Source organism: Roseobacter sp. TSBP12 (assembly GCF_009129705.1).
Lineage (GTDB): Bacteria > Pseudomonadota > Alphaproteobacteria > Rhodobacterales > Rhodobacteraceae > Celeribacter > Celeribacter baekdonensis_A.
Window position 1 is genome coordinate 73,318 of record NZ_PYIB01000007.1, and the last position, 17,880, is coordinate 91,197.

Annotated in this window: 14 protein-coding genes and 2 pseudogenes; 10 read left to right on the forward strand and 6 right to left on the reverse strand. The window is 57.6% G+C overall.

The genetic code is table 11. The annotated features are described in order from the left end of the window. The 7 genes and pseudogenes from C8029_RS02835 to C8029_RS02865 all read left to right on the forward strand — a co-directional run bounded on the left by C8029_RS02835 (window position 1) and on the right by C8029_RS02865 (window position 7,416). On the forward strand, window positions 1–720 hold the full coding sequence (locus C8029_RS02835) for a transporter substrate-binding domain-containing protein (RefSeq protein ID WP_009570955.1): 720 nt from the start codon (window positions 1–3) through the stop codon (window positions 718–720). 146 nt (window positions 721–866) lie between these two features. After that, window positions 867–1,697 (forward strand): ABC transporter permease, encoded by an 831-nt coding sequence (locus C8029_RS02840; protein ID WP_414632323.1) that lies wholly within the window; start codon window positions 867–869, stop codon window positions 1,695–1,697. Further along, a complete protein-coding gene (locus tag C8029_RS02845; protein WP_152002191.1) occupies window positions 1,694–2,500 on the forward strand; it encodes an ABC transporter permease in 807 nt (268 codons plus the stop codon). Before C8029_RS02840 ends, C8029_RS02845 begins: the two co-directional genes overlap by 4 nt. After that, on the forward strand, window positions 2,497–3,840 hold the full coding sequence (locus tag C8029_RS02850) for a glutamine synthetase family protein (protein WP_152002192.1): 1,344 nt from the start codon (window positions 2,497–2,499) through the stop codon (window positions 3,838–3,840). The genes C8029_RS02845 and C8029_RS02850 overlap by 4 nt, the downstream gene beginning before the upstream one ends. A 132-nt stretch (window positions 3,841–3,972) precedes the next feature. After that, the gene (locus C8029_RS02855; RefSeq protein WP_009570959.1) at window positions 3,973–4,668 is read left to right on the forward strand and encodes a type 1 glutamine amidotransferase; all 696 of its coding nucleotides are present in this window, start codon (window positions 3,973–3,975) and stop codon (window positions 4,666–4,668) included. Beyond that, a pseudogene (locus tag C8029_RS02860) lies at window positions 4,668–6,019 on the forward strand (glutamine synthetase family protein). Before C8029_RS02855 ends, C8029_RS02860 begins: the two are co-directional and overlap by 1 nt. Window positions 6,020–6,201: 182 nt before the next feature. Continuing rightward, window positions 6,202–7,416: a DegT/DnrJ/EryC1/StrS family aminotransferase gene (locus tag C8029_RS02865; protein ID WP_040401950.1), complete on the forward strand. Its 1,215-nt coding sequence runs from the start codon at window positions 6,202–6,204 to the stop codon at window positions 7,414–7,416. A gap of 53 nt (window positions 7,417–7,469) precedes the next feature. Here the strand turns inward: C8029_RS02865 and C8029_RS02870 are convergent, their stop codons facing one another. The 4 genes and pseudogenes from C8029_RS02870 to phaC all read right to left on the reverse strand — a co-directional run bounded on the left by C8029_RS02870 (window position 7,470) and on the right by phaC (window position 11,846). Then, the gene (locus C8029_RS02870; RefSeq protein WP_009570962.1) at window positions 7,470–8,414 is read right to left on the reverse strand and encodes a LysR family transcriptional regulator; all 945 of its coding nucleotides are present in this window, start codon (window positions 8,412–8,414) and stop codon (window positions 7,470–7,472) included. A 174-nt stretch (window positions 8,415–8,588) separates the two neighbouring features. Then, window positions 8,589–9,109 (reverse strand): annotated as a pseudogene (gene phaR / locus C8029_RS02875) (polyhydroxyalkanoate synthesis repressor PhaR). 306 nt (window positions 9,110–9,415) lie between these two features. After that, the gene (locus C8029_RS02880) at window positions 9,416–9,865 is read right to left on the reverse strand and encodes a phasin family protein (RefSeq protein WP_009570964.1); all 450 of its coding nucleotides are present in this window, start codon (window positions 9,863–9,865) and stop codon (window positions 9,416–9,418) included. Between the two features lie 175 nt (window positions 9,866–10,040). Beyond that, the gene (gene phaC / locus C8029_RS02885; RefSeq protein ID WP_009570965.1) at window positions 10,041–11,846 is read right to left on the reverse strand and encodes a class I poly(R)-hydroxyalkanoic acid synthase; all 1,806 of its coding nucleotides are present in this window, start codon (window positions 11,844–11,846) and stop codon (window positions 10,041–10,043) included. Window positions 11,847–11,992: 146 nt separating this feature from the next. Here phaC and phaZ point away from each other — a divergent pair, with 146 nt between their 5' ends. Then, the gene (gene phaZ, locus C8029_RS02890; protein WP_009570966.1) at window positions 11,993–13,297 is read left to right on the forward strand and encodes a polyhydroxyalkanoate depolymerase; all 1,305 of its coding nucleotides are present in this window, start codon (window positions 11,993–11,995) and stop codon (window positions 13,295–13,297) included. 82 nt (window positions 13,298–13,379) lie between these two features. Here the strand turns inward: phaZ and C8029_RS02895 are convergent, their stop codons facing one another. After that, entirely contained in the window at window positions 13,380–14,105 is a 726-nt protein-coding gene (locus tag C8029_RS02895; RefSeq protein ID WP_009570967.1) for an alpha/beta fold hydrolase, read from the reverse strand. Window positions 14,106–14,145: 40 nt separating this feature from the next. Further along, window positions 14,146–14,889 (reverse strand): alpha/beta fold hydrolase, encoded by a 744-nt coding sequence (locus C8029_RS02900; RefSeq protein ID WP_009570968.1) that lies wholly within the window; start codon window positions 14,887–14,889, stop codon window positions 14,146–14,148. Between the two features lie 342 nt (window positions 14,890–15,231). On the opposite strand from C8029_RS02900, the gene thrS reads away from it, so the two are divergent. Then, the gene (thrS, locus tag C8029_RS02905) at window positions 15,232–17,181 is read left to right on the forward strand and encodes a threonine--tRNA ligase (protein ID WP_152002193.1); all 1,950 of its coding nucleotides are present in this window, start codon (window positions 15,232–15,234) and stop codon (window positions 17,179–17,181) included. A gap of 326 nt (window positions 17,182–17,507) precedes the next feature. After that, complete coding sequence (locus C8029_RS02910) at window positions 17,508–17,819, forward strand: BufA1 family periplasmic bufferin-type metallophore (protein WP_009570970.1); 312 nt, start codon at window positions 17,508–17,510, stop codon at window positions 17,817–17,819. Window positions 17,820–17,880: the final 61 nt, after the last annotated feature.

Here is a 17,880-nt window from a genome sequence, read left to right on the forward strand (position 1 = left end):
ATGAAGACACTCGTCCTAACTGCTGCCGCATGCGCCCTGATGGCCGGCGCCGCCTCTGCTGAAACCATCCGTCTGGGCACCGAGGGCGCCTACCCTCCGTACAACTATATCGACGACAACGGCCAAGTCGCAGGCTTTGAGCGGATGTTGGGCGACGAGTTGTGCAAACGCGCCGAGCTTGAGTGTGAATGGGTCACCAACGATTGGGACAGCATCATCCCGAACCTTTTGTCCGGCAACTATGATGCGATCATCGCGGGCATGTCGATCACGCCCGAACGCGCCGAGAAAGTCGATTTCTCCGTCAACTACACCCCGCCGTCCTACTCGTCTTACGCGGCCATGTCCGAAGATGCCGACCTGACCGGCGGCATCGTGGCGGCACAGTCCAGCACCATTCAGTCCCAATACGTTGTTGACACGGGCGCCACGCTTTTGGAATTCCCCTCCTTTGAGGATTCTCTGGCCGCCATGTTGTCCGGCGAAGCCGACGCTGTGTTTGCCGACAAAGACACCCTCGTGCCCGTCGTCGAAGAAGACCCGACTGTGATGTGGGCTGGCGAAGACATCGCGCTTTCTGTCGGCATCGGCATGGCGTTCCGCAAATCCGACCCGGACTTGCGCGCAAAATTTGATGCAGGGATTGAAGCGATGAAAGCCGATGGCACGCTCAACGCCATGATCAAAGAATACCTGGGCGAAGACAGCCCGGGCTTTTAAGCCCGTTTTGGCGGGGCTGCCTGACGTGGCCCCGCCGCTTTTGTCCGATCTCGCCACGCATTTTTCCCTGACCCCACAGGTGATCCATCTTTTCCTATTGCGCCACCCCTGACACGCTCGAAGGCCTGACTTGGCTGAGCTGTTACATGACGACCGGAAAGCATCTCGCTTTTTATGCCTCCTTTGGGACGGTTCTGATGTTGTTGGCGGTGACCGCGCCGCTGGCCTTGGCGTTTGGATTTTTCTCTGCCACTGGCAGCCGCGCGCAGTTTGCGCCACTGCGCTGGATCTCACAGACCTATATGGCGCTGGTTCGGGGCATTCCCGACATCGCCTTTTTCCTGTTTTTCGTGATTGCTTTGGACCAGGGCATCGAGTGGCTGCGCCATCAGGCGAAGTGCCCCGACTGGTCCGAACCGATCCGCCAAGGCAATGACTTCATTGTCTGTGCTGCGGCGAAAATGCCGCTCAACAATGCCCCCGAAAGCGTCCACCAGATCTACGGCTTTGCCTTGGCCGTGTTGACCTTTGCCATCGTGTTTGGTGCCTTTGCCGGCAATGTGTTGGCCGGGGCGATGAACACCGTCCCCCATGGGCAAATCGAAACCGCCGAGGCCTATGGCATGAGCCACCGCCAAGCGTTTTGGCGCATCATCGTGCCGCAAATGTGGATTTACGCCCTGCCCGGCCTCTCGAACCTGTGGATGGTGTTGATCAAGGCCACGCCACTGTTGTTCCTGTTGGGGGTCGAAGATGTCGTCTATTGGGCGCGTGAATTGGGCGGCACCAAAAACATACGGTTCACCGAATACCCCCACGGAGATTGGCGGATGTGGTATTTCTTGGCCCTTTTGGTGTTCTACCTTCTCTTCACCAAAGTCTCTGAAATCGTCCTCTCCCGCGTCACCCGCAAACTCAGCCAAGGACAGGCGACAGCCGGTGGCGAGGCCCTGCGCAAAGCGGGGGCTACACCATGAGTTGCCTGCAAACGGTTGCCGATTACGGTCTGCGCTCCATCGGCATTGGCGAACGGCTTTTGCCGCGCGCCGACATCACATTGTGCGAACAGATCACCCTGATCGGGTCGGGCATGTTGTGGAACATCTACTTTGGCCTTCTCGCCATCCTGTTTGGCTTTTTCTCGGCCACGGCGATGGCTTTGGCCAAAAACAGCGCGTACAAACCGCTGCGCAAAGCCGCAGAATGGTTCATCTTTTTGTTTCGCGGCTCGCCGCTGTTCATCCAATTTTTCTTTGGCTATTTCCTGTTTCTCTCCTTGAAACAAAGCTTTCCGCTCTTTGACGCCTTCACCAGCGCATGGATTGGTGCTGCCATCGTCTTGTGGCTCAACACCACCGCCTATTCCGCCGAAATTTTCTATGGCGCGCTGCAATCTATCCCGAAAGGCGACATTGAGGCCGCCGATGCCTATGGCCTGTCCGGCTGGAAACGCTTTCGCCGGATCACCTGGCCGACGCTGTTGCGTCTGGCTTGGCCTGCCTACACCAATGAGGCAATTTTTATCTTTCACTCCACCACCCTGGTGTTTTTCTCCGGCTTCCCGGCGCTGCAACAAAAGGGCGATGCGCTGTATTACGCCTCCTATTTTGCCGACAAGACGTTCAACCCCTTTATCCCCTATCCGATTTTGGCGGGCTATTTCGTCTGTGTGACGCTCTGCATCATCCTGAGCTTTGGCGCGATCAATCGCTATCTGAACCGCCATTTGCCAAGCTCAAAACGCCCCCGTCTTCGCCTGCGTCCACAGGTGATCCGATGATCCGAAACGCGGGTTGGCTGGGCGAACATCCGGAGGTCAAAACCATCCGCGTCGCCGCCGCCGATCTCAACGGCCAAGCCCGTGGCAAACGTATGTCGGCGCGGTTTGCAGGCAAGGTCGAACAGGAAGGCACGCGCTTTCCGCTCTCTGTCCTGAACCTCGACATTTGGGGCGAGGATATCGAAGACAGCCCTTTGGTGTTTGAAACTGGGGACCAGGACGGGGTGCTTTTGCCGACCGAGCGCGGCTTTACCCCGATGCCTTGGCTGGAAGGCCCCACAGCCCTTTTGCCGATGTGGATGTTCATGGAGGATGGCCGCCCCTTTGATGGCGACCCGCGTCAGGCCTTGGCCCGCGTGGTCGAACGCTACAAAGCGCGCGGGCTGACCCCGGTTGTGGCCACCGAATTGGAATTCTACATCGTCGATGACAGCTCGCGCCAACTGCGCGTCCCGCGCTCACCGCGCTCTGGCAAACGACGGCCCGGCGCGGAGACATTGGCCCTGCGCGCGCTCGATGCCTTTGATGCGTTTTTCACTGACCTCTATGAGGCCTGCGAAGAAATGGACATCCCGGCCGATACCGCGATTTCCGAGGCAGGTCTGGGCCAGTTTGAAATCAACCTTGTCTATAGCGCCGACGCGTTGAAAGCCGCCGATGATGCGTGGTTGTTCAAACTTTTGGTCAAAGGTCTGGCGCGCAAACATGGCTTTGCCGCCTCTTTCATGGCCAAACCCTACGAGGATTATGCCGGCAACGGCATGCACACCCATTTCTCCCTGCTCAATGAGGCCGGTGAGAATGTGTTTGACGATGGCTCAAGTGCTGGCACCGATCTGATGCGCCATGCGATTGCCGGGTGCCTTCATGCCATGGCGGATTCGTCGTTGATCTTCGCGCCGCATGGCAACAGCTTTGATCGCCTTGTCGCTGGATCGCACGCGCCCACCCGGATATGTTGGGGCTATGACAACCGTACGGCGGCGGTGCGCGTACCGGGTGGCGCGTCCAAAGCACGGCGGATCGAACACCGGGTTTCAGGCGGGGACGTGAACCCGCACTTGATGATTGCGGCCATTCTCGGCGCTGCCCTCATTGGCATGGACGACACACTGAAAGCGCCCCCGCCGATCACCGGCAACGCCTATGCGCAAAACCTGCCGGAAATGCCCGGCGACTGGGGCACGGCGATTGATACATTTGCCGCCTCCCCCCTGATGCGGCGCATTTTTCCAGAGCAATTGGTGCGCAACCTGACCCTGACCAAGCGTCAGGAGTTTCGGGACTGGGCCGAATTGACGCCCGAAGAACAGGTCGAATTGTACCTCGATACGGTGTGACTTCGGTGTGAAGGCGCTCAGACACCGGGCGCGCAAAAATATTTGATCAAATTATTGCAACAGACCCCGTGGCCCCCTTGCGGCGTTTTGACCAACGCGCTACCGTCGGGCATTCACAACAGTCGGTGACTTATGAAACTCGGCATTCTGCAATGCGGACACGCGCCTGACCCGGTGGCGCAAAAACACGGGGATTTCGATCATATGTTTGCGCAGCTTCTTGCGCCTTATGGCTACAGCTATGAGGTCTGGAACGTTGTCGACATGGAGTTCCCGGACGGGCCAGAGGCCGCCGATGCCTGGCTTTTGACCGGCTCCAAACATGGTGCCTATGAAGACCACCCGTTTATCCCGCCGCTTGAGGCACTGATCCGGGACATTCATGCCTCCGGTCGACGGATGCTTGGCATCTGTTTTGGCCATCAAATCATCGCCAAGGCGTTGGGCGGCACGGTGGAGAAATTCAAAGGCGGCTGGTCGATTGGCCGCACCGCCTATGACATCCCGGCGCTGGGTCATGTGTATCTCAATGCCTGGCACCAAGATCAGGTCACCACGCTGCCCGAAGGGGCCCAAGTGGTAGGGCAGAATGAGTTTTGCGCCAATGCCGCGTTGGTCTATGGCGACAGCATCCTGACGATTCAGCCCCACCCGGAATTGTCGCCAGCCATCATCGCTGACTATTTGGCCGCACGCGCACATGATCCAGCCTATCCACAGGATCGCATCGCAGCGGCCCTTGAGGAAAACACAAAACCCACCGATGACGCGCGCTTTGCCGCCCTCATGGCGGGATTTCTTGAACATGGGCGGGAGGCCCTGACCTGATGGATTTCTTCGATCAACTGCCCCAGGCCGCTCTTGATTTCATGGACGGGCGCAAACTGGATGAGGTCGAATGTATCGTCGCCGATCTCTCCGGCATTGCCCGCGGCAAGGCGATGCCCGCCGCGAAATTCGCCACGCAAAAACATTTCTACCTACCCAACTCGATCTTTTTGCAATCCATCAATGGAGATTGGGTCGATGATGCGGATGCGCCGTTTACCGAACCCGACATGGTCTTGGTGCCCGATTTCACCACCGCTTCCGCCGCGCCATGGACTGCCGATTGCACGCTTCAGGTCATCCATGATGTGTTCGACCAAAAGGGTGATTTAATGCCCGTCGCGCCGCGCAACGTGTTGAAACGCGTCGTCGATTTATATCATCAACAGGGCTGGGACCCGATTGTCGCACCGGAGATGGAATTCTTCCTCGTCGCGCGCAACACCGACCCGAACCAACCGATTGAGCCGCCGATTGGCCGCTCCGGTCGTCGTGCCGCACAACGTCAGGCCTATTCCATGTCCGCCGTGGACGAATACGGCCCGATCATTGACGACATTTACGACTTTGCCGAGGCTCAGGGCCTTGAAATCGACGGTATCTTGCAAGAGGGTGGTGCTGGTCAGATTGAAATGAACCTGCGCATGGTGACCCGGTCAAATTGGCCGATGAAATGTTTTATTTCAAACGCTTGATCCGCGAAGCCGCTCTGCGTCACGATTGTTTTGCCACCTTTATGGCCAAACCGATTCAGGACGAACCGGGGTCTGCGATGCACATTCACCATTCGGTGGTGGATCTCAAAACCGGCGAGAATATCTTTTCGGATGCCGATGGCGCAGAGACCGAAGCCTTTCATCATTTTATCGCCGGTCTGCAAAATCACCTTGCTTCGACGATTGCGATTCATGCGCCCTATGTGAACAGCTACCGCCGCTATGTCCGCGATTTCGCCGCTCCGATCAACCTCGAATGGGGTCGCGACAACCGCACCACCGGGCTGCGCGTGCCGATCTCTGGCCCTGAGGCGCGGCGGATTGAAAACCGTTTGCCGGGCATGGATGTGAACCCCTATCTGTCGATTGCGGCCTCGCTGGCCTGTGGCTATCTCGGCCTGATGGAGCGGCGTGAACCGCGCGCGGAATATGTCGGTGACGCTTATGCCTCGGCCGAGGGCATTCCGGGGACTTTGGCCTCCGCGCTTGATCTGTTGCAGTGCGCCGATCAGATGCAAGAAGTGCTGGGCCGCGATTTCTGCCGCACCTACATTCAGGTGAAGCGCACCGAAAACGATGCGTTTTTACAGGTGATTTCGCCATGGGAGCGCGAGCATCTTTTGCTCAACGTCTAAAGGCATGTAGCGTTAAAATGGACACGGAAAGGGGGCGCGTCTGCCCCCTTTTTGCTGCGCGTCCACCCCGAAAAATGTGAATTTTTTGCGAAAACCCGCCGGCGCGACAGCACAAGAGTAGATTTCTCATCGCACACCACTTACAGTTATTCTGAAAGAAGAATTCAAGAATGGTGAAAGACATGTCCGACGGAGCTTCTCACGCCCCCAACGTCTACGATGCCGAACCGATCCCCACCCCGGCCCGCGAAGAGGTCGAACGCCTGCTTTTGTCCGGCGATTTGTTCCGCTACACAGCCGCCAAAGACGCACCTGTGACGTTGCTCGAACAGGAATTCGCCGCCATGTTGGGCGCGAAATATGCCCTCGCCGTTGCCTCTTGCTCCGCCGCTCTGTTCCTCTCACTCAAGGCACTCGACCTGCCCCGCGATGCGCGCGTGTTGATCCCGGCCTTCACCTTTGCCGCCGTGCCCTCCGCCATCGTTCATGCCAACTGCACACCGGTTTTGGTCGAATGCGGCGACAATTACCGTATTGATCTGGACGATTTTCATGCCAAAATCGAAGGTGCCGACGCGGTGATGATCTCGCATATGCGCGGCCACACCTCCGATATGGACGCGATCAAAACCGCCTGTGACGCCAAAGGCATCCCGTTGATCGAAGACGCTGCCCATAGCCTTGGCACGGTTTGGGACGGGCAAAACATTGGCACAATCGGCAAAATCGGCTGTTTCTCCTTCCAGTCCTACAAACTTTTGAACGGCGGCGAAGGCGGGATCATGATCACCGACGATGCCGAAGTCTATGCCCGCGCCGTGATCATGTCCGGCGCCTATGAGCACAACTGGGCCAAGCACAATCCGCAGCGCGACAATGCGCTTGTCGAGGCGTTTGACCGTTGGCAAAACAAGCTGCCGCTCTACAACACGCGACTGTCCAACATGTCCGCCACTCTGGTGCGTCCGCAAATCACAGAAGTGCCGCGCCGTGTGGCCGATGGTCGTCGCAACCATGATTATGTCGCAGCATTGCTTGAGGCTTCGCCCTATCTGACTGTGCCCGCCAAGCTCGACAAAGAGGTCCGCGCCCCCGACAGTCTTCAGTTCAACTTGGTGGATTTCTCCCGCGAAGAAGCGCTGTCCTTTCAAAATGCCGCCAAAGCGCGTGGTGTCTCGGTTCAGGTCTTTGGCCTCTCCACCGACAACGCCCGCGCCTTTTGGAACTGGCAATTCCTGGGCGAAACGCCCGAGTTGCCGAAAACCCGCGAGATGCTGTCCAAGGCCTGTGACACCCGCCTTCCGGCGCGGTTGCAACAGCCCGATCTCGACTTTATCGCTGACGCTTTGCTTGGTGCCGCCGAGGCGGTCAAAGGCGTGCGCGCCGCCGCCGAATAAGCACGTTCAGTTTAAAAATCAGAAACGCCGCCCGGCATCTGGGCGCGTTTGCGTTAGAGCAGTTTGACGTACCCCTCAAGCCATGGGTTGGCCGCGACCAAGGGTGTGACCACCTGATCCTGCAACAAGGGACGCAAACGCGTGGCGATTTCGCTGGCCATCTCGGACACACCATCCCGGCGCACGGTCAGGGAAATCCGACGCGACAGCGGCGTCGTCGGCAACGGGATCACCTCAATCGCTCTGGCATATCGCCCGGCATTGAGCACCCCCAGAGACGACAGGATCGTCCACCCGGTGCCCCCCGCCACCATCGCCAACATGGCGCGGTAACTGTCCAATTCAAACCGCTGGGTCAGCCGCATTCCCTGTTCTGACAGGTGATGGGCCACCATCCGCCCCATCGCATGACGACGGGTGTATTGGATCAGCGGCAGGGTGTGGATCGCCTCGCGATGGCCCTTTGGCACCACCCCAACGAACGGGTCTTGCAACATCGGATGGCTTTCGCGCCAATCCTCAGCCACCTCCAATTCGGCGGCAACAATCACGTCAAGAGCCCGGTGTTCCAACCGGTCGAGCAGCCGATGCGACGGGCCGGTTTCCAATTCAAACCGGGTGTTGGTCAACGTGTCGGCCATCTGTGCGATCAGCAAAGGTGTGACACTCGATTCAAAATCCTCGACCATGCCGAGGCGCAATTGGCCCAATTGGCTGAGGTCCAGACCGGCAATTTCAGAACGCGCGCGCGCCGCTTCCAACAGGATCGTTTGCGCCCGTTTGCGCAACACCCGGCCCGCGGGCGTCAGGCTCATCGGCCGCTCGCGCCGGTTCATCAATTCGGTGCCCAGCGCGGTTTCGAGGTTTGAGATTTGTTGCGATATGGCCGAGGGCGAGGCCCCTAACCGCTTGGCCGCCGCAGAGACCGACCCCTCCTCGGACACGGCCAAAAACACCTCAACCCCCCAAAGCGTCAACCGCCCAACCTTGTCACTCATCGCGCTGCGTCACCCTTTTGGTGTTTGATCTCGTGTTGATCGCAAGCCTAGGGGGTGCTGTGCGGGCTGTCACCCGCCGAATCGATGGGGACCGTCATTCATGCCGCAATTGCAAAACAAAGCCCCGCCGATTGGGCGGGGCTTGTCGCGATCAGCAGATCAAACGGGTCGCATTTATTGCAGTTTGGACAGCTTGTCCTGAAGCTCGGCGAGTTGCTTTTTGATCTCACCCAGATCTTCTTTGCCCTCAGCCGCAGCTTCGGCTTTCGGCGCGGTCCAATTCGATCCAAGCCACTGCCCAAGCCCCCTGTCATTGCTTTCAGGAAGGCCTCTTGTTGCGCTTGCAGCGCTTCAAATCCTGGCAAACTGGTGCCAAAATTTTGCATCACCTGCTCTTGGCCATGGCGGAGCATTTCAAAACTCTGCGCCAAAAATTGCGGCACAACGGATTGAATATCCGTGGTGTAGCTGCGCACAAGATCGGTCAGGACATTGAGCGGCAACACGCTTTCACCGCGGCTTTCATGTTCCGCGATGATCTGCAAAAGATACTGACGGGTCAAATCATCCCCGGATTTCAGATCAACGATCTGCACATCCCGCCCCTCGCGGATAAATCCCGCGATGTCCTCCAGCGTGACATAATCAGACGTCTCAGTGTTATAGAGGCGACGCGACGCATAGCGTTTGATCAACAACGTCGCGGTTTTATCATATGTTTTTTTTCGGCGGCCATTCTGGGCTCCCCTCCCTTATTGGCATTGCAGCGAGCCTAAGCGACGGATTTTCCAAAAGCAAAAGAAATCCCCACCAAACCGATACCGCTATCATGTCGAGGGGGCCAAACCGGCGTGACCAAGGCCACTTTGCGCATTCTGCATCGCGGCATAAACCCGAAGGCACACCAAGAAAAATGGGCCCCCAAAAGGAGGCCCATTTCTGATGCGGCGGGGTCAGGGAGGCGAACCCCGCGCGCGAATGCTGTCGTTAAACCCGAGACCTTAGGCGGCCGGGGTTGTGACTTTTTTCGCAGCTTTGGTCATTTCGTCTGTCGCTTTTTTCGCGGCAGCGGTCATGTCTTCGCCTGCGTCTTTGCCGGCTGCGAGCATCAGTTCAACGGTTTCCATCTGAACTTTTTTCGCAACTTCCGCGAAAGCGGCCATGTTTTCAGCAGCCAATTCAGCCTGAGCGGAAGCGAAATCGGTGACCGCTTTGGTGTAATCGGTCGGCTCTTCTTTCACAGAGGCCACGACAGAAGCTTTTGCGAGAACTTCTTTGGTCCATTTGGAGGAAATCTCGGTGGATTTCTCAGCCGCTTCGAGAGCCACTTTGGCCATTTTCTCACCAAGCGATGCTTGGGTTTTGAACGCGTCCTGCATTGCGGACATGTCCATCGGGAAATTGCCCATCATGTCTTTCATCATCTTGGTGAAGTCATCAGTTTTAGCCATGTCACAGTCCTTTGCGGTTACTAAATAAGCGGTCCGATCCGGTGTGCCGCTCTGAATTCGTTACAGACCGGCGTTCGATGTCGCTCTGCACTTGCAAACAGAATATGCATGCTGCGGCGCAGAAAATCAAGTGTTTTATGCTGCGCCGCAGAAAAATACCCAAAACAACGTAGATTCAGGGTGTTGCCTGTGACGCAACGTAATCGCCCGGAGCCGGACCCAATGTCGCACGCCCCGAATCACCCGGATGACGCGCTGGGACCATTTTACCCGCCTTAGATGACAACCAGTTTTCCCAACGCGGCCACCAAGAGCCTTGATGAAAATCGGCCCCCGCTTTCCACTCCTGCGGCGACAGTGTCAGATCGCTGTTGGTGTAGTGGCCGTATTTCTTTTTCGATGGCGGATTGACGATCCCGGCAATATGCCCGGATTCAGACAGGATGAAGGTTTTGTTCTTCGACCCCATCTGACGCACCCCATTATAGGAACTGGTCCAGGCCGCGATGTGATCGGTCTCACAACCAATGGCGCAAAGCGGCACGTCCACGTCGCTGAGATGCACCTTGGTTCCGGCAATCGGGAAACCCGTGGTCGACAGCTCATCGCGCTGGCACAGACCACGCAGATACTCGACCGCCATCCGCCCCGGAAGGTTGGTGGCATCGCCATTCCAGTACAAAAGATCAAAGGCAGGCGGCGCCTCCCCCATCATATAGGAGCGGATCGCGGGCTGATAAATCAGATCGTTGGCACGCAGGTAAGAGAAAGTGCGGTTCATATAAAGCGACTTCATCAAACCGGTGCGTTCCGCCTCCGCCTCGATTCCATCGACGAAATCATCGTCCAAAAACACCCCAACCTCCCCCTGATCGGCAAAATCGGTCAGGGTGGTAAAGAAGGTGGCGGATTTGATCGACTTGTCGCCGCGTTGTTTCATCAACCCCAAAGTGATCGCCAACGTCGTGCCCGCGATACAATAGCCGATCACATTGATCTTGGCTTCTTTGGTGATCTCTTTGACCTGAGCGATGGCGGTCAAAAATCCCTCTTCGACATAGGTGTCCATGCCGACATCGGCATAGCTTTCGTCGGGGTTGACCCAAGAGACGACAAAGACGGTGTAACCCTGCTCCACCACCCATTTGATCAACGAGTTCTGTTCGCGCAGATCGAGAATGTAGAATTTGTTGATCCATGGCGGAAAGATCAAAAGCGGGGTCTTATGAACCTCATTGGTCAAAGGCGCGTATTGGATCAGCTCAAACATCCGGTTGCGAAACACCACCTCGCCCTTTGAAGTGCCGATGTTTTTACCAACTTTAAAGGCGGCCTTGTCGGCCAGGTTCACAATCGCCTCACCTTGGTGCTCCTCAAGGTCGCGCACAAGGTTTTCCAAACCGCGCACCAAGCTTTCGCCATTGGTGTCGATCGCCTGCTGCAATGCATCCGGGTTGGTCGCCAGGAAATTGGTTGGCGACATCATATCAATGATTTGGCGAGTGAAATAATCGACGCGGCGGCGTTCACGGTCTTCCATCACCTCAAGATCGCTCACAGCGGTTTCAATCGCCTCGGCGTTCATCTTGTATTGCTGTTTGATAAAATTGAAATACGGGTTGTTGTCCCAAACCGGATTGGCGAACCGGCGATCCTGAGGGGTCTCGTCCGGCGGCGGGCTCATATCCCCCTTCGCCAACCGATGTTGGGCATCGACAAAATGTTTTAACGTTTTGCCCCAATGCCCGACCTGATGTTCGATCACCCGCGCCGGGTTGTTCATCATTTCGGCCATATAGGCCGCAGCGGCTTTCATGAATAATTCTTGGTTCGGCCCCTGCAACGACTGCGGCACAGGCTTTTTTTGGGCCAGCGCTGTGATCAACCGTTGTGACAGAGCTTCTATCTTTGCGATATTCGCGTTCAATACCTCAAATTCTTGCGGTTTGTCTTGCGTTTTGACATCTCCATCCCCTGTCATCTCGCCTCTTCCCTCCATTTTGCACTTGCAGCATGACAAAATGCTGTAAGACTATATAAACTACGATAGCGATAGAGAGGACTGGTGGGAAGGCGCTGATGCGCCCTTATCTCACAAGACTCAAACGAGACACCAAGGAGTGACGCATGCGATTTATGGCGACCTATGATTTCATGGAGACGATGCGCAACACCAACCAATGGCTTGGGGCCTCGGCCTTGGCGCTTGGCTCCTACCCGGCCATGGCGATGGTGCCCAATCCCGCGATCCAATGGCTCACCGCCTGGGGTCAGGTGACCGAACGCTCCTTTGCACGTATGGCGGCCAAACCCGACTGGGGCATTCAATCCGTGGTCGGCGAAGATGGCCGCGATCATATCGTCGACATCGAAGTCGAAGTGTCCAAGGCCTTTGGCGACCTGATCCATTTCAAGGTTCAGGGTCGCAAGGAAATGGCCCGCAAAGTGCTGCTCGTGGCCCCCATGTCCGGCCATTACGCCACACTGCTGCGCTCGACCGTCGTATCCCTTTTGCCCGATTGCGAACTCTACATCACCGACTGGCACAACGCCCGCGACATCCCCGTGTCCGAAGGCAAATTCGATGTTGAGGATTACACCCTCTACCTTGTTGATTTCATGAAATATCTGGGGCCACAAATCCACGTCATCGCGGTCTGTCAACCGGCCCCGCTGACCCTGGCCGCGACCGCGTATCTGGCCGAAGAAGACCCCAAAGCGCAACCGCGCAGCCTGACCTTGATCGGCGGGCCGATTGACCCGGACGCGACCCCGACCGAAGTCACCGACTTTGGCAACCGCATCACCATGGGCCAGCTTGAACAAAGCATGATCCAGCGCGTGGGCTATAAATACAAAGGTGTGGGCCGCAAGGTCTATCCGGGCCTGTTGCAGCTCAGTTCTTTCATCGCGATGAATTCCGAGAGCCACACCAAAGCCTTCAAAGATCAAATCAACCGCGTCGCCAAAGGCGAAGCCTCGGATCACGACAAGCACAATAAATTCTACGACGAATACCTCGCCGTGATGGACATGACCGGCGAATTCTACCTCTCGACCGTCGAGCGGATTTTCAAAGGTCTTGAGATCGCCAAAAACGAATTCGTCGTCGCGGGCAAACGCGTCGATATCGGAAAAATCACCGATGTCGCGGTCAAAACCGTTGAGGGCGAGAACGACGACATCTCGGCGCCGGGCCAATGTGTTGCGGCGCTGCGGCTTTGCACTGGTCTGCCGGACAGCAAAAAAGCCTGGCATTTGGAACCGGGCGCCGGTCACTACGGGATTTTCGCGGGCAAGAGCTGGCGCAACAACATTCGGCCCTTGGTGCTTGATTTCATCGACGCCAACTCGGGTCCGCGTGTGGTTGCCGGCAAAGACACCACACGCCCAAGCACTGCCGCCAAAGCAAAGACCAAAGCGGCGGGGTAATCTGGCCGGACAATACTCAAAACCGGCGGCCTTTTTGTCCACATGGTGCCGCTTTTGAGTATTGGCGCAGCAATGAAGACGCTTAGCGCAACACCAATGGTGCCTCGGCCTCCAGCCATGTTCTGAACGCCCGTGACACGGTTTTGGGCGCTTCCAACATCGGCAGATGTCCGGCCTTTTCAATCAACACCAATTGCGCGCGTGGCATCAACTGGGCGATGAAATCCTGCCGTCGGGCCGGACAAATCGTATCGGCCACACCGCCAATCACCAGCGCCGGAAGCCGCGCGCGCCGGAGCACATTTTGCAAATCCGGGCGGCGTTGCAAAATGCGCGATTGGGTCAGATAGGTCTCAGCCCCGGCCTCCATCGCCATATCAAGCCAATAGTCGCGAATGGCATGACGATGCGGCGAATCAAACAGCGCCGTGCTGGGCAATTCCTCCAAAAGCGCCTCGCCAAAACGGCCGGTTTTGGCCTTGATCATCCGCGGCTCGCGGGCGGCTGCGGCGTTGGGCGGTTCGGCTTGCGCGGATGCCGAAATCAACGCCAGTCGCGTCACCCGTCCGGGCGCGCGGCGCAACATCTCTGTTGCCACCGACGCGCCCAGATCATGCCCCGCCAACGCAAATTTCGGCGGCGCGACGGCCAGAACATAATCCGCCATCTCCGCCAAGCTCACCCCTTTGAGCGGCGCGACCATCACGGCGTGATCTCGACTCAAATCATTGATTTGATCGGCAAACACCCGGCCATCCGCAAGAAATCCGGGGAGAAACACTAAGCTTTCCGTCATCGGTTTGGTCATCCTGCCGGGGTCATGCCCCAAATTTGTCTCGGCGCGGGGATCAAATGCGCGCCAGCACGTCAGTGATCGCCGCCTCAATGGTTTTCAGGCAATCCGGGGTCGAAAACGGGTGATCCGCACCTTTGACAATCGTCAGCCGCAGATCATTGCCCTGCGCATGATCAAACAGGCGCAGGGCCGTTTCCGTGGAGACTGCCGTGTCTTCTGTGCCTTGCAAAAACCGCACCGGGAAGGGCAGGTCAAGCGGCGCGCGCAGCACCAGATGATCCCGCCCCTCGCTGATCAGGCGTTTGGTGATCGGATAGGGATCGCCATACTCAGAGGGCACATGCACCACACCTTTGTCCATCAGTTCGGCACGCTGATCGGCGTCGAAGCTGGCCCAAAACCCGTCTTCGGTAAAATCGGGTGCGGCGGCGATGGTGACAAGCCCCGCCACCCGTTCGGGCATCCGTTTGCACATTAAAAGCGAAATCCAGCCGCCCATGGAGGAGCCGACAAGCAACTGCGGGCCGGTTGTCAGCGCCGAAATCACCGCCTGCGCATCTTCGGCCCAATCGCCGATGGCACCGTCTTCAAAGCGGCCCGAACTTGCGCCATGGCCGGAGTAATCAAACCGCAAAAACGGTCGCCCCTCTGCGCGCGCCCAAGCGTCCAAAGCCGTGGCTTTGCTGCCTTCCATATCGGATTTGAAACCGCCCAGGAACACCACGCCGGTGCCCTCGCCTGCAACCTGATGATAGGCGATGCGACGACCGCTTGGGGTGTCTAAAAACTCTGGCATGGCACTGTCCTCCGTCATTGCCTCAGGCCTATCGCGGCTGGGAAAACTTTGCAATCCGCTGGCCCAATGCGCCCCCGCTCACAAAGGGGAGCGGCAGGGGTTCGCTCAGTCACAGGCTCCGCCCCTGACAGCGCCAAACCCACAGGACATTGCCGGGCTGTTGCGCCTTGCTCACGCGTCCCTCCCCGGCCTGCGCCCAGAAAGACGTTCAAACATTGCATTTATGGCCGTCATGGCGGCCCTTTCGCATTGACTCGGCCACACGATAGATTCACATAGGGCGCACACCATAACCCGCAACCGGGCGCTCCGTGGGCGCCAAACTGACGAGGAGTGCCAGACATGGCCCAGATTTCTCTCACCTTCCCCGATGGCAATGTACGCGACTTCGCAAAGGGCGTCACCCCTGCTGAGGTCGCGGAAAGCATTGCGATCTCTCTCGCCAAAAAAGCGATCTCCGCGACCGTGAATGGCACGCATTGGGACCTGCAATGGCCGATCGAGGCCGATGCCACGATTGCCATCAACACCATGTCCGATGAGGCCCCGGCGCTGGAACTGATCCGTCACGATCTGGCCCATATCATGGCGCGCGCGGTGCAGGAGCTTTGGCCCGATGTCAAAGTCACCATCGGCCCGGTGATCGAAAACGGCTGGTATTACGACTTTGACCGCAAAGAGCCATTTACCCCCGAAGATTTGGGCGCGATTGAGGCGAAGATGAAAGACATCATCAACGCCCGTGACCCGGTGCGCACCGAAGTCTGGTCGCGCGAGAAAGCCGTCGCCTATTATAAAGAGCGCGGTGAAGAGTATAAGGTCGAGTTGGTCGGCATGATCCCCGACGACGGGCAACCGATCCGCATGTATTGGCATGGCGATTGGCAGGATCTCTGCCGTGGCCCGCATTTGCAAAACACCGGCCAAGTGCCGAACAACAGCTTTAAATTGATGTCCGTCGCGGGTGCGTATTGGCGCGGCGACAGTGACCGCGCGATGTTGCAGCGGATTTACGGCGTTGGGTTCAAAGACCCGAAGGCGCTCAAGGCCCATTTGACCATGTTGGAAGAGGCGGCCAAACGCGACCACCGCAAGCTGGGCCGCGAAATGGACCTATTCCATATGCAAGAAGAAGCCCCGGGGCAGATTTTCTGGCATCCGAACGGCTGGAAAATTTACACCACGTTGCAAGATTACATGCGCCGCCAGCAAGAAGAAGATGGCTATGTCGAGGTCAATACGCCCCAAGTGGTGAACCGCAAGCTTTGGGAAGCATCCGGTCACTGGGACAACTACCAAGACAATATGTTCATCGTCGAAGTCGACGAGGAGCACGCCCGCGAAAAGACGCTGAACGCGCTCAAACCGATGAACTGCCCCTGCCACGTTCAGGTGTTCAACCAAGGTTTGAAATCCTACCGCGACCTGCCTCTGCGCATGGCCGAATTTGGCTCGTGCAACCGCTATGAACCCTCGGGCGCGCTGCACGGCATCATGCGGGTGCGCGGCTTCACCCAAGATGACGCGCATATTTTCTGTACCGATGAACAGGTCGAGGAGGAGACCAAGAAATTTGTGACTTTCTTGGCCAAAATCTATGCCGATCTGGGCTTTGATCAGTGGAAGGTCAAACTGTCGACCCGCCCCGAAAAACGGGTTGGCACCGAGGAAAGCTGGGACAAGGCCGAGGCGGATTTGGCCAACGGGATTCGGGCTGCGGGATACGATTTTGAAATCCAGGAGGGCGAAGGCGCCTTTTATGGTCCAAAATTGGAGTTCGTTTTGACCGATGCCATTGGCCGCGATTGGCAATGTGGCACCTTGCAGATCGACCCGAACCTGCCCGAACGCCTGGACGCCAACTATATCGGTCAGGATGGGGCCAAACACCGTCCGGTGATGTTGCACCGCGCGGTCTTGGGCTCGTTTGAGCGCTTTATCGGGATTTTGATTGAATCCCATGCGGGCAAATTGCCGTTCTGGTTGGCGCCGCGTCAGGTTGTGGTCACCACGATTGTCTCCGAGGCGGATGACTACGCCAACGACGTGGTGGCAGCCCTCAAAGCCGCAGGTGTGCGCGCCGAGGCCGACACCCGCAACGAGAAGATCAACTACAAGGTCCGTGAGCATAGCCTTGGCAAAGTGCCGGTGATTCTGGCCGTGGGCGCGCGTGAGATTGACGAAAAGACCGTCTCTGTGCGTCGTCTGGGTGAAAAACAGACGGCTGTGATGAGCCTGGACGACATCGTGGCTGAGCTAAAGCTGGCCGCCTGCCCACCCGATTTGAAATAAGTCGCAAAAAACCTGAAACAAAAAGGCCCTGCGCAAGTGGGGCCTTTTTTGCTTGTTCACCTTCCCCAACGTCAGCGTGAGCAATGTTTCACCCCCTGCGTGCCTTTATCCCCCTGATTTTACTCATCTCAGGCCAGCCCAACACTGCTGATCCGCGCGCCTTGCCCCCATGCGATGTCTTTTCAACACACGTTTCCGTTTGTTTCACTCCCTGACAGGCGCGTCAGGACACAGCCCCGTGACTGGCCTGTGAGCCGCCCTATCGGCCATATCTTGCTCACCGCCACTCACGGCGGAAACGCATGATCTTTAGGGAGACACACCCAATGACCACACAAACAAAAACCCTCGCCCTCATCGGCGCTCTTGCCACCGCATTGTCCGCAACCGCCACCATGGCCTCCGCCGAAGGTGCGCAGGAAAAATGTTTCGGCGTTGCTCTTGCCGGTGAAAACGGCTGTCAGGCGGGCCCGGGCACAACCTGTGCAGGCACCTCGAAAGTCGATTACCAAGGCAACGCCTGGACCCTCGTTCCCGAAGGCACCTGCCTGACCATGGAACTGCCCGCAACGATGGACGGCCATGCCCGCATGGGGTCGCTTGAGGCGCTGGATCGCGACCTGCCGATGGACAGCTAAACCTCTTCGGGTCCGGCGCATCTGTGCCGGACCCTCTTTACAAACACAAACCTTTGGGGGG

Excerpts from the sequence above, each read along its gene's own strand:
- C8029_RS02900 (WP_009570968.1), bottom strand. The coding sequence starts at position 14,889 with ATGCCAGAGTTTTTAGACACCCCAAGCGGTCGTCGCATCGCCTATCAT.
- C8029_RS02855 (WP_009570959.1), top strand. The coding sequence starts at position 3,973 with ATGAAACTCGGCATTCTGCAATGCGGACACGCGCCTGACCCGGTGGCG.
- thrS (WP_152002193.1), top strand. The coding sequence starts at position 15,232 with ATGGCCCAGATTTCTCTCACCTTCCCCGATGGCAATGTACGCGACTTC.
- C8029_RS02865 (WP_040401950.1), top strand. The coding sequence starts at position 6,202 with ATGTCCGACGGAGCTTCTCACGCCCCCAACGTCTACGATGCCGAACCG.
- C8029_RS02840 (WP_414632323.1), top strand. The coding sequence starts at position 867 with ATGACGACCGGAAAGCATCTCGCTTTTTATGCCTCCTTTGGGACGGTT.
- C8029_RS02880 (WP_009570964.1), bottom strand. The coding sequence starts at position 9,865 with ATGGCTAAAACTGATGACTTCACCAAGATGATGAAAGACATGATGGGC.
- C8029_RS02850 (WP_152002192.1), top strand. The coding sequence starts at position 2,497 with ATGATCCGAAACGCGGGTTGGCTGGGCGAACATCCGGAGGTCAAAACC.
- phaZ (WP_009570966.1), top strand. The coding sequence starts at position 11,993 with ATGCGATTTATGGCGACCTATGATTTCATGGAGACGATGCGCAACACC.
- C8029_RS02835 (WP_009570955.1), top strand. The coding sequence starts at position 1 with ATGAAGACACTCGTCCTAACTGCTGCCGCATGCGCCCTGATGGCCGGC.
- C8029_RS02870 (WP_009570962.1), bottom strand. The coding sequence starts at position 8,414 with ATGAGTGACAAGGTTGGGCGGTTGACGCTTTGGGGGGTTGAGGTGTTT.
- C8029_RS02910 (WP_009570970.1), top strand. The coding sequence starts at position 17,508 with ATGACCACACAAACAAAAACCCTCGCCCTCATCGGCGCTCTTGCCACC.
- C8029_RS02895 (WP_009570967.1), bottom strand. The coding sequence starts at position 14,105 with ATGACCAAACCGATGACGGAAAGCTTAGTGTTTCTCCCCGGATTTCTT.
- phaC (WP_009570965.1), bottom strand. The coding sequence starts at position 11,846 with ATGACAGGGGATGGAGATGTCAAAACGCAAGACAAACCGCAAGAATTT.
- C8029_RS02845 (WP_152002191.1), top strand. The coding sequence starts at position 1,694 with ATGAGTTGCCTGCAAACGGTTGCCGATTACGGTCTGCGCTCCATCGGC.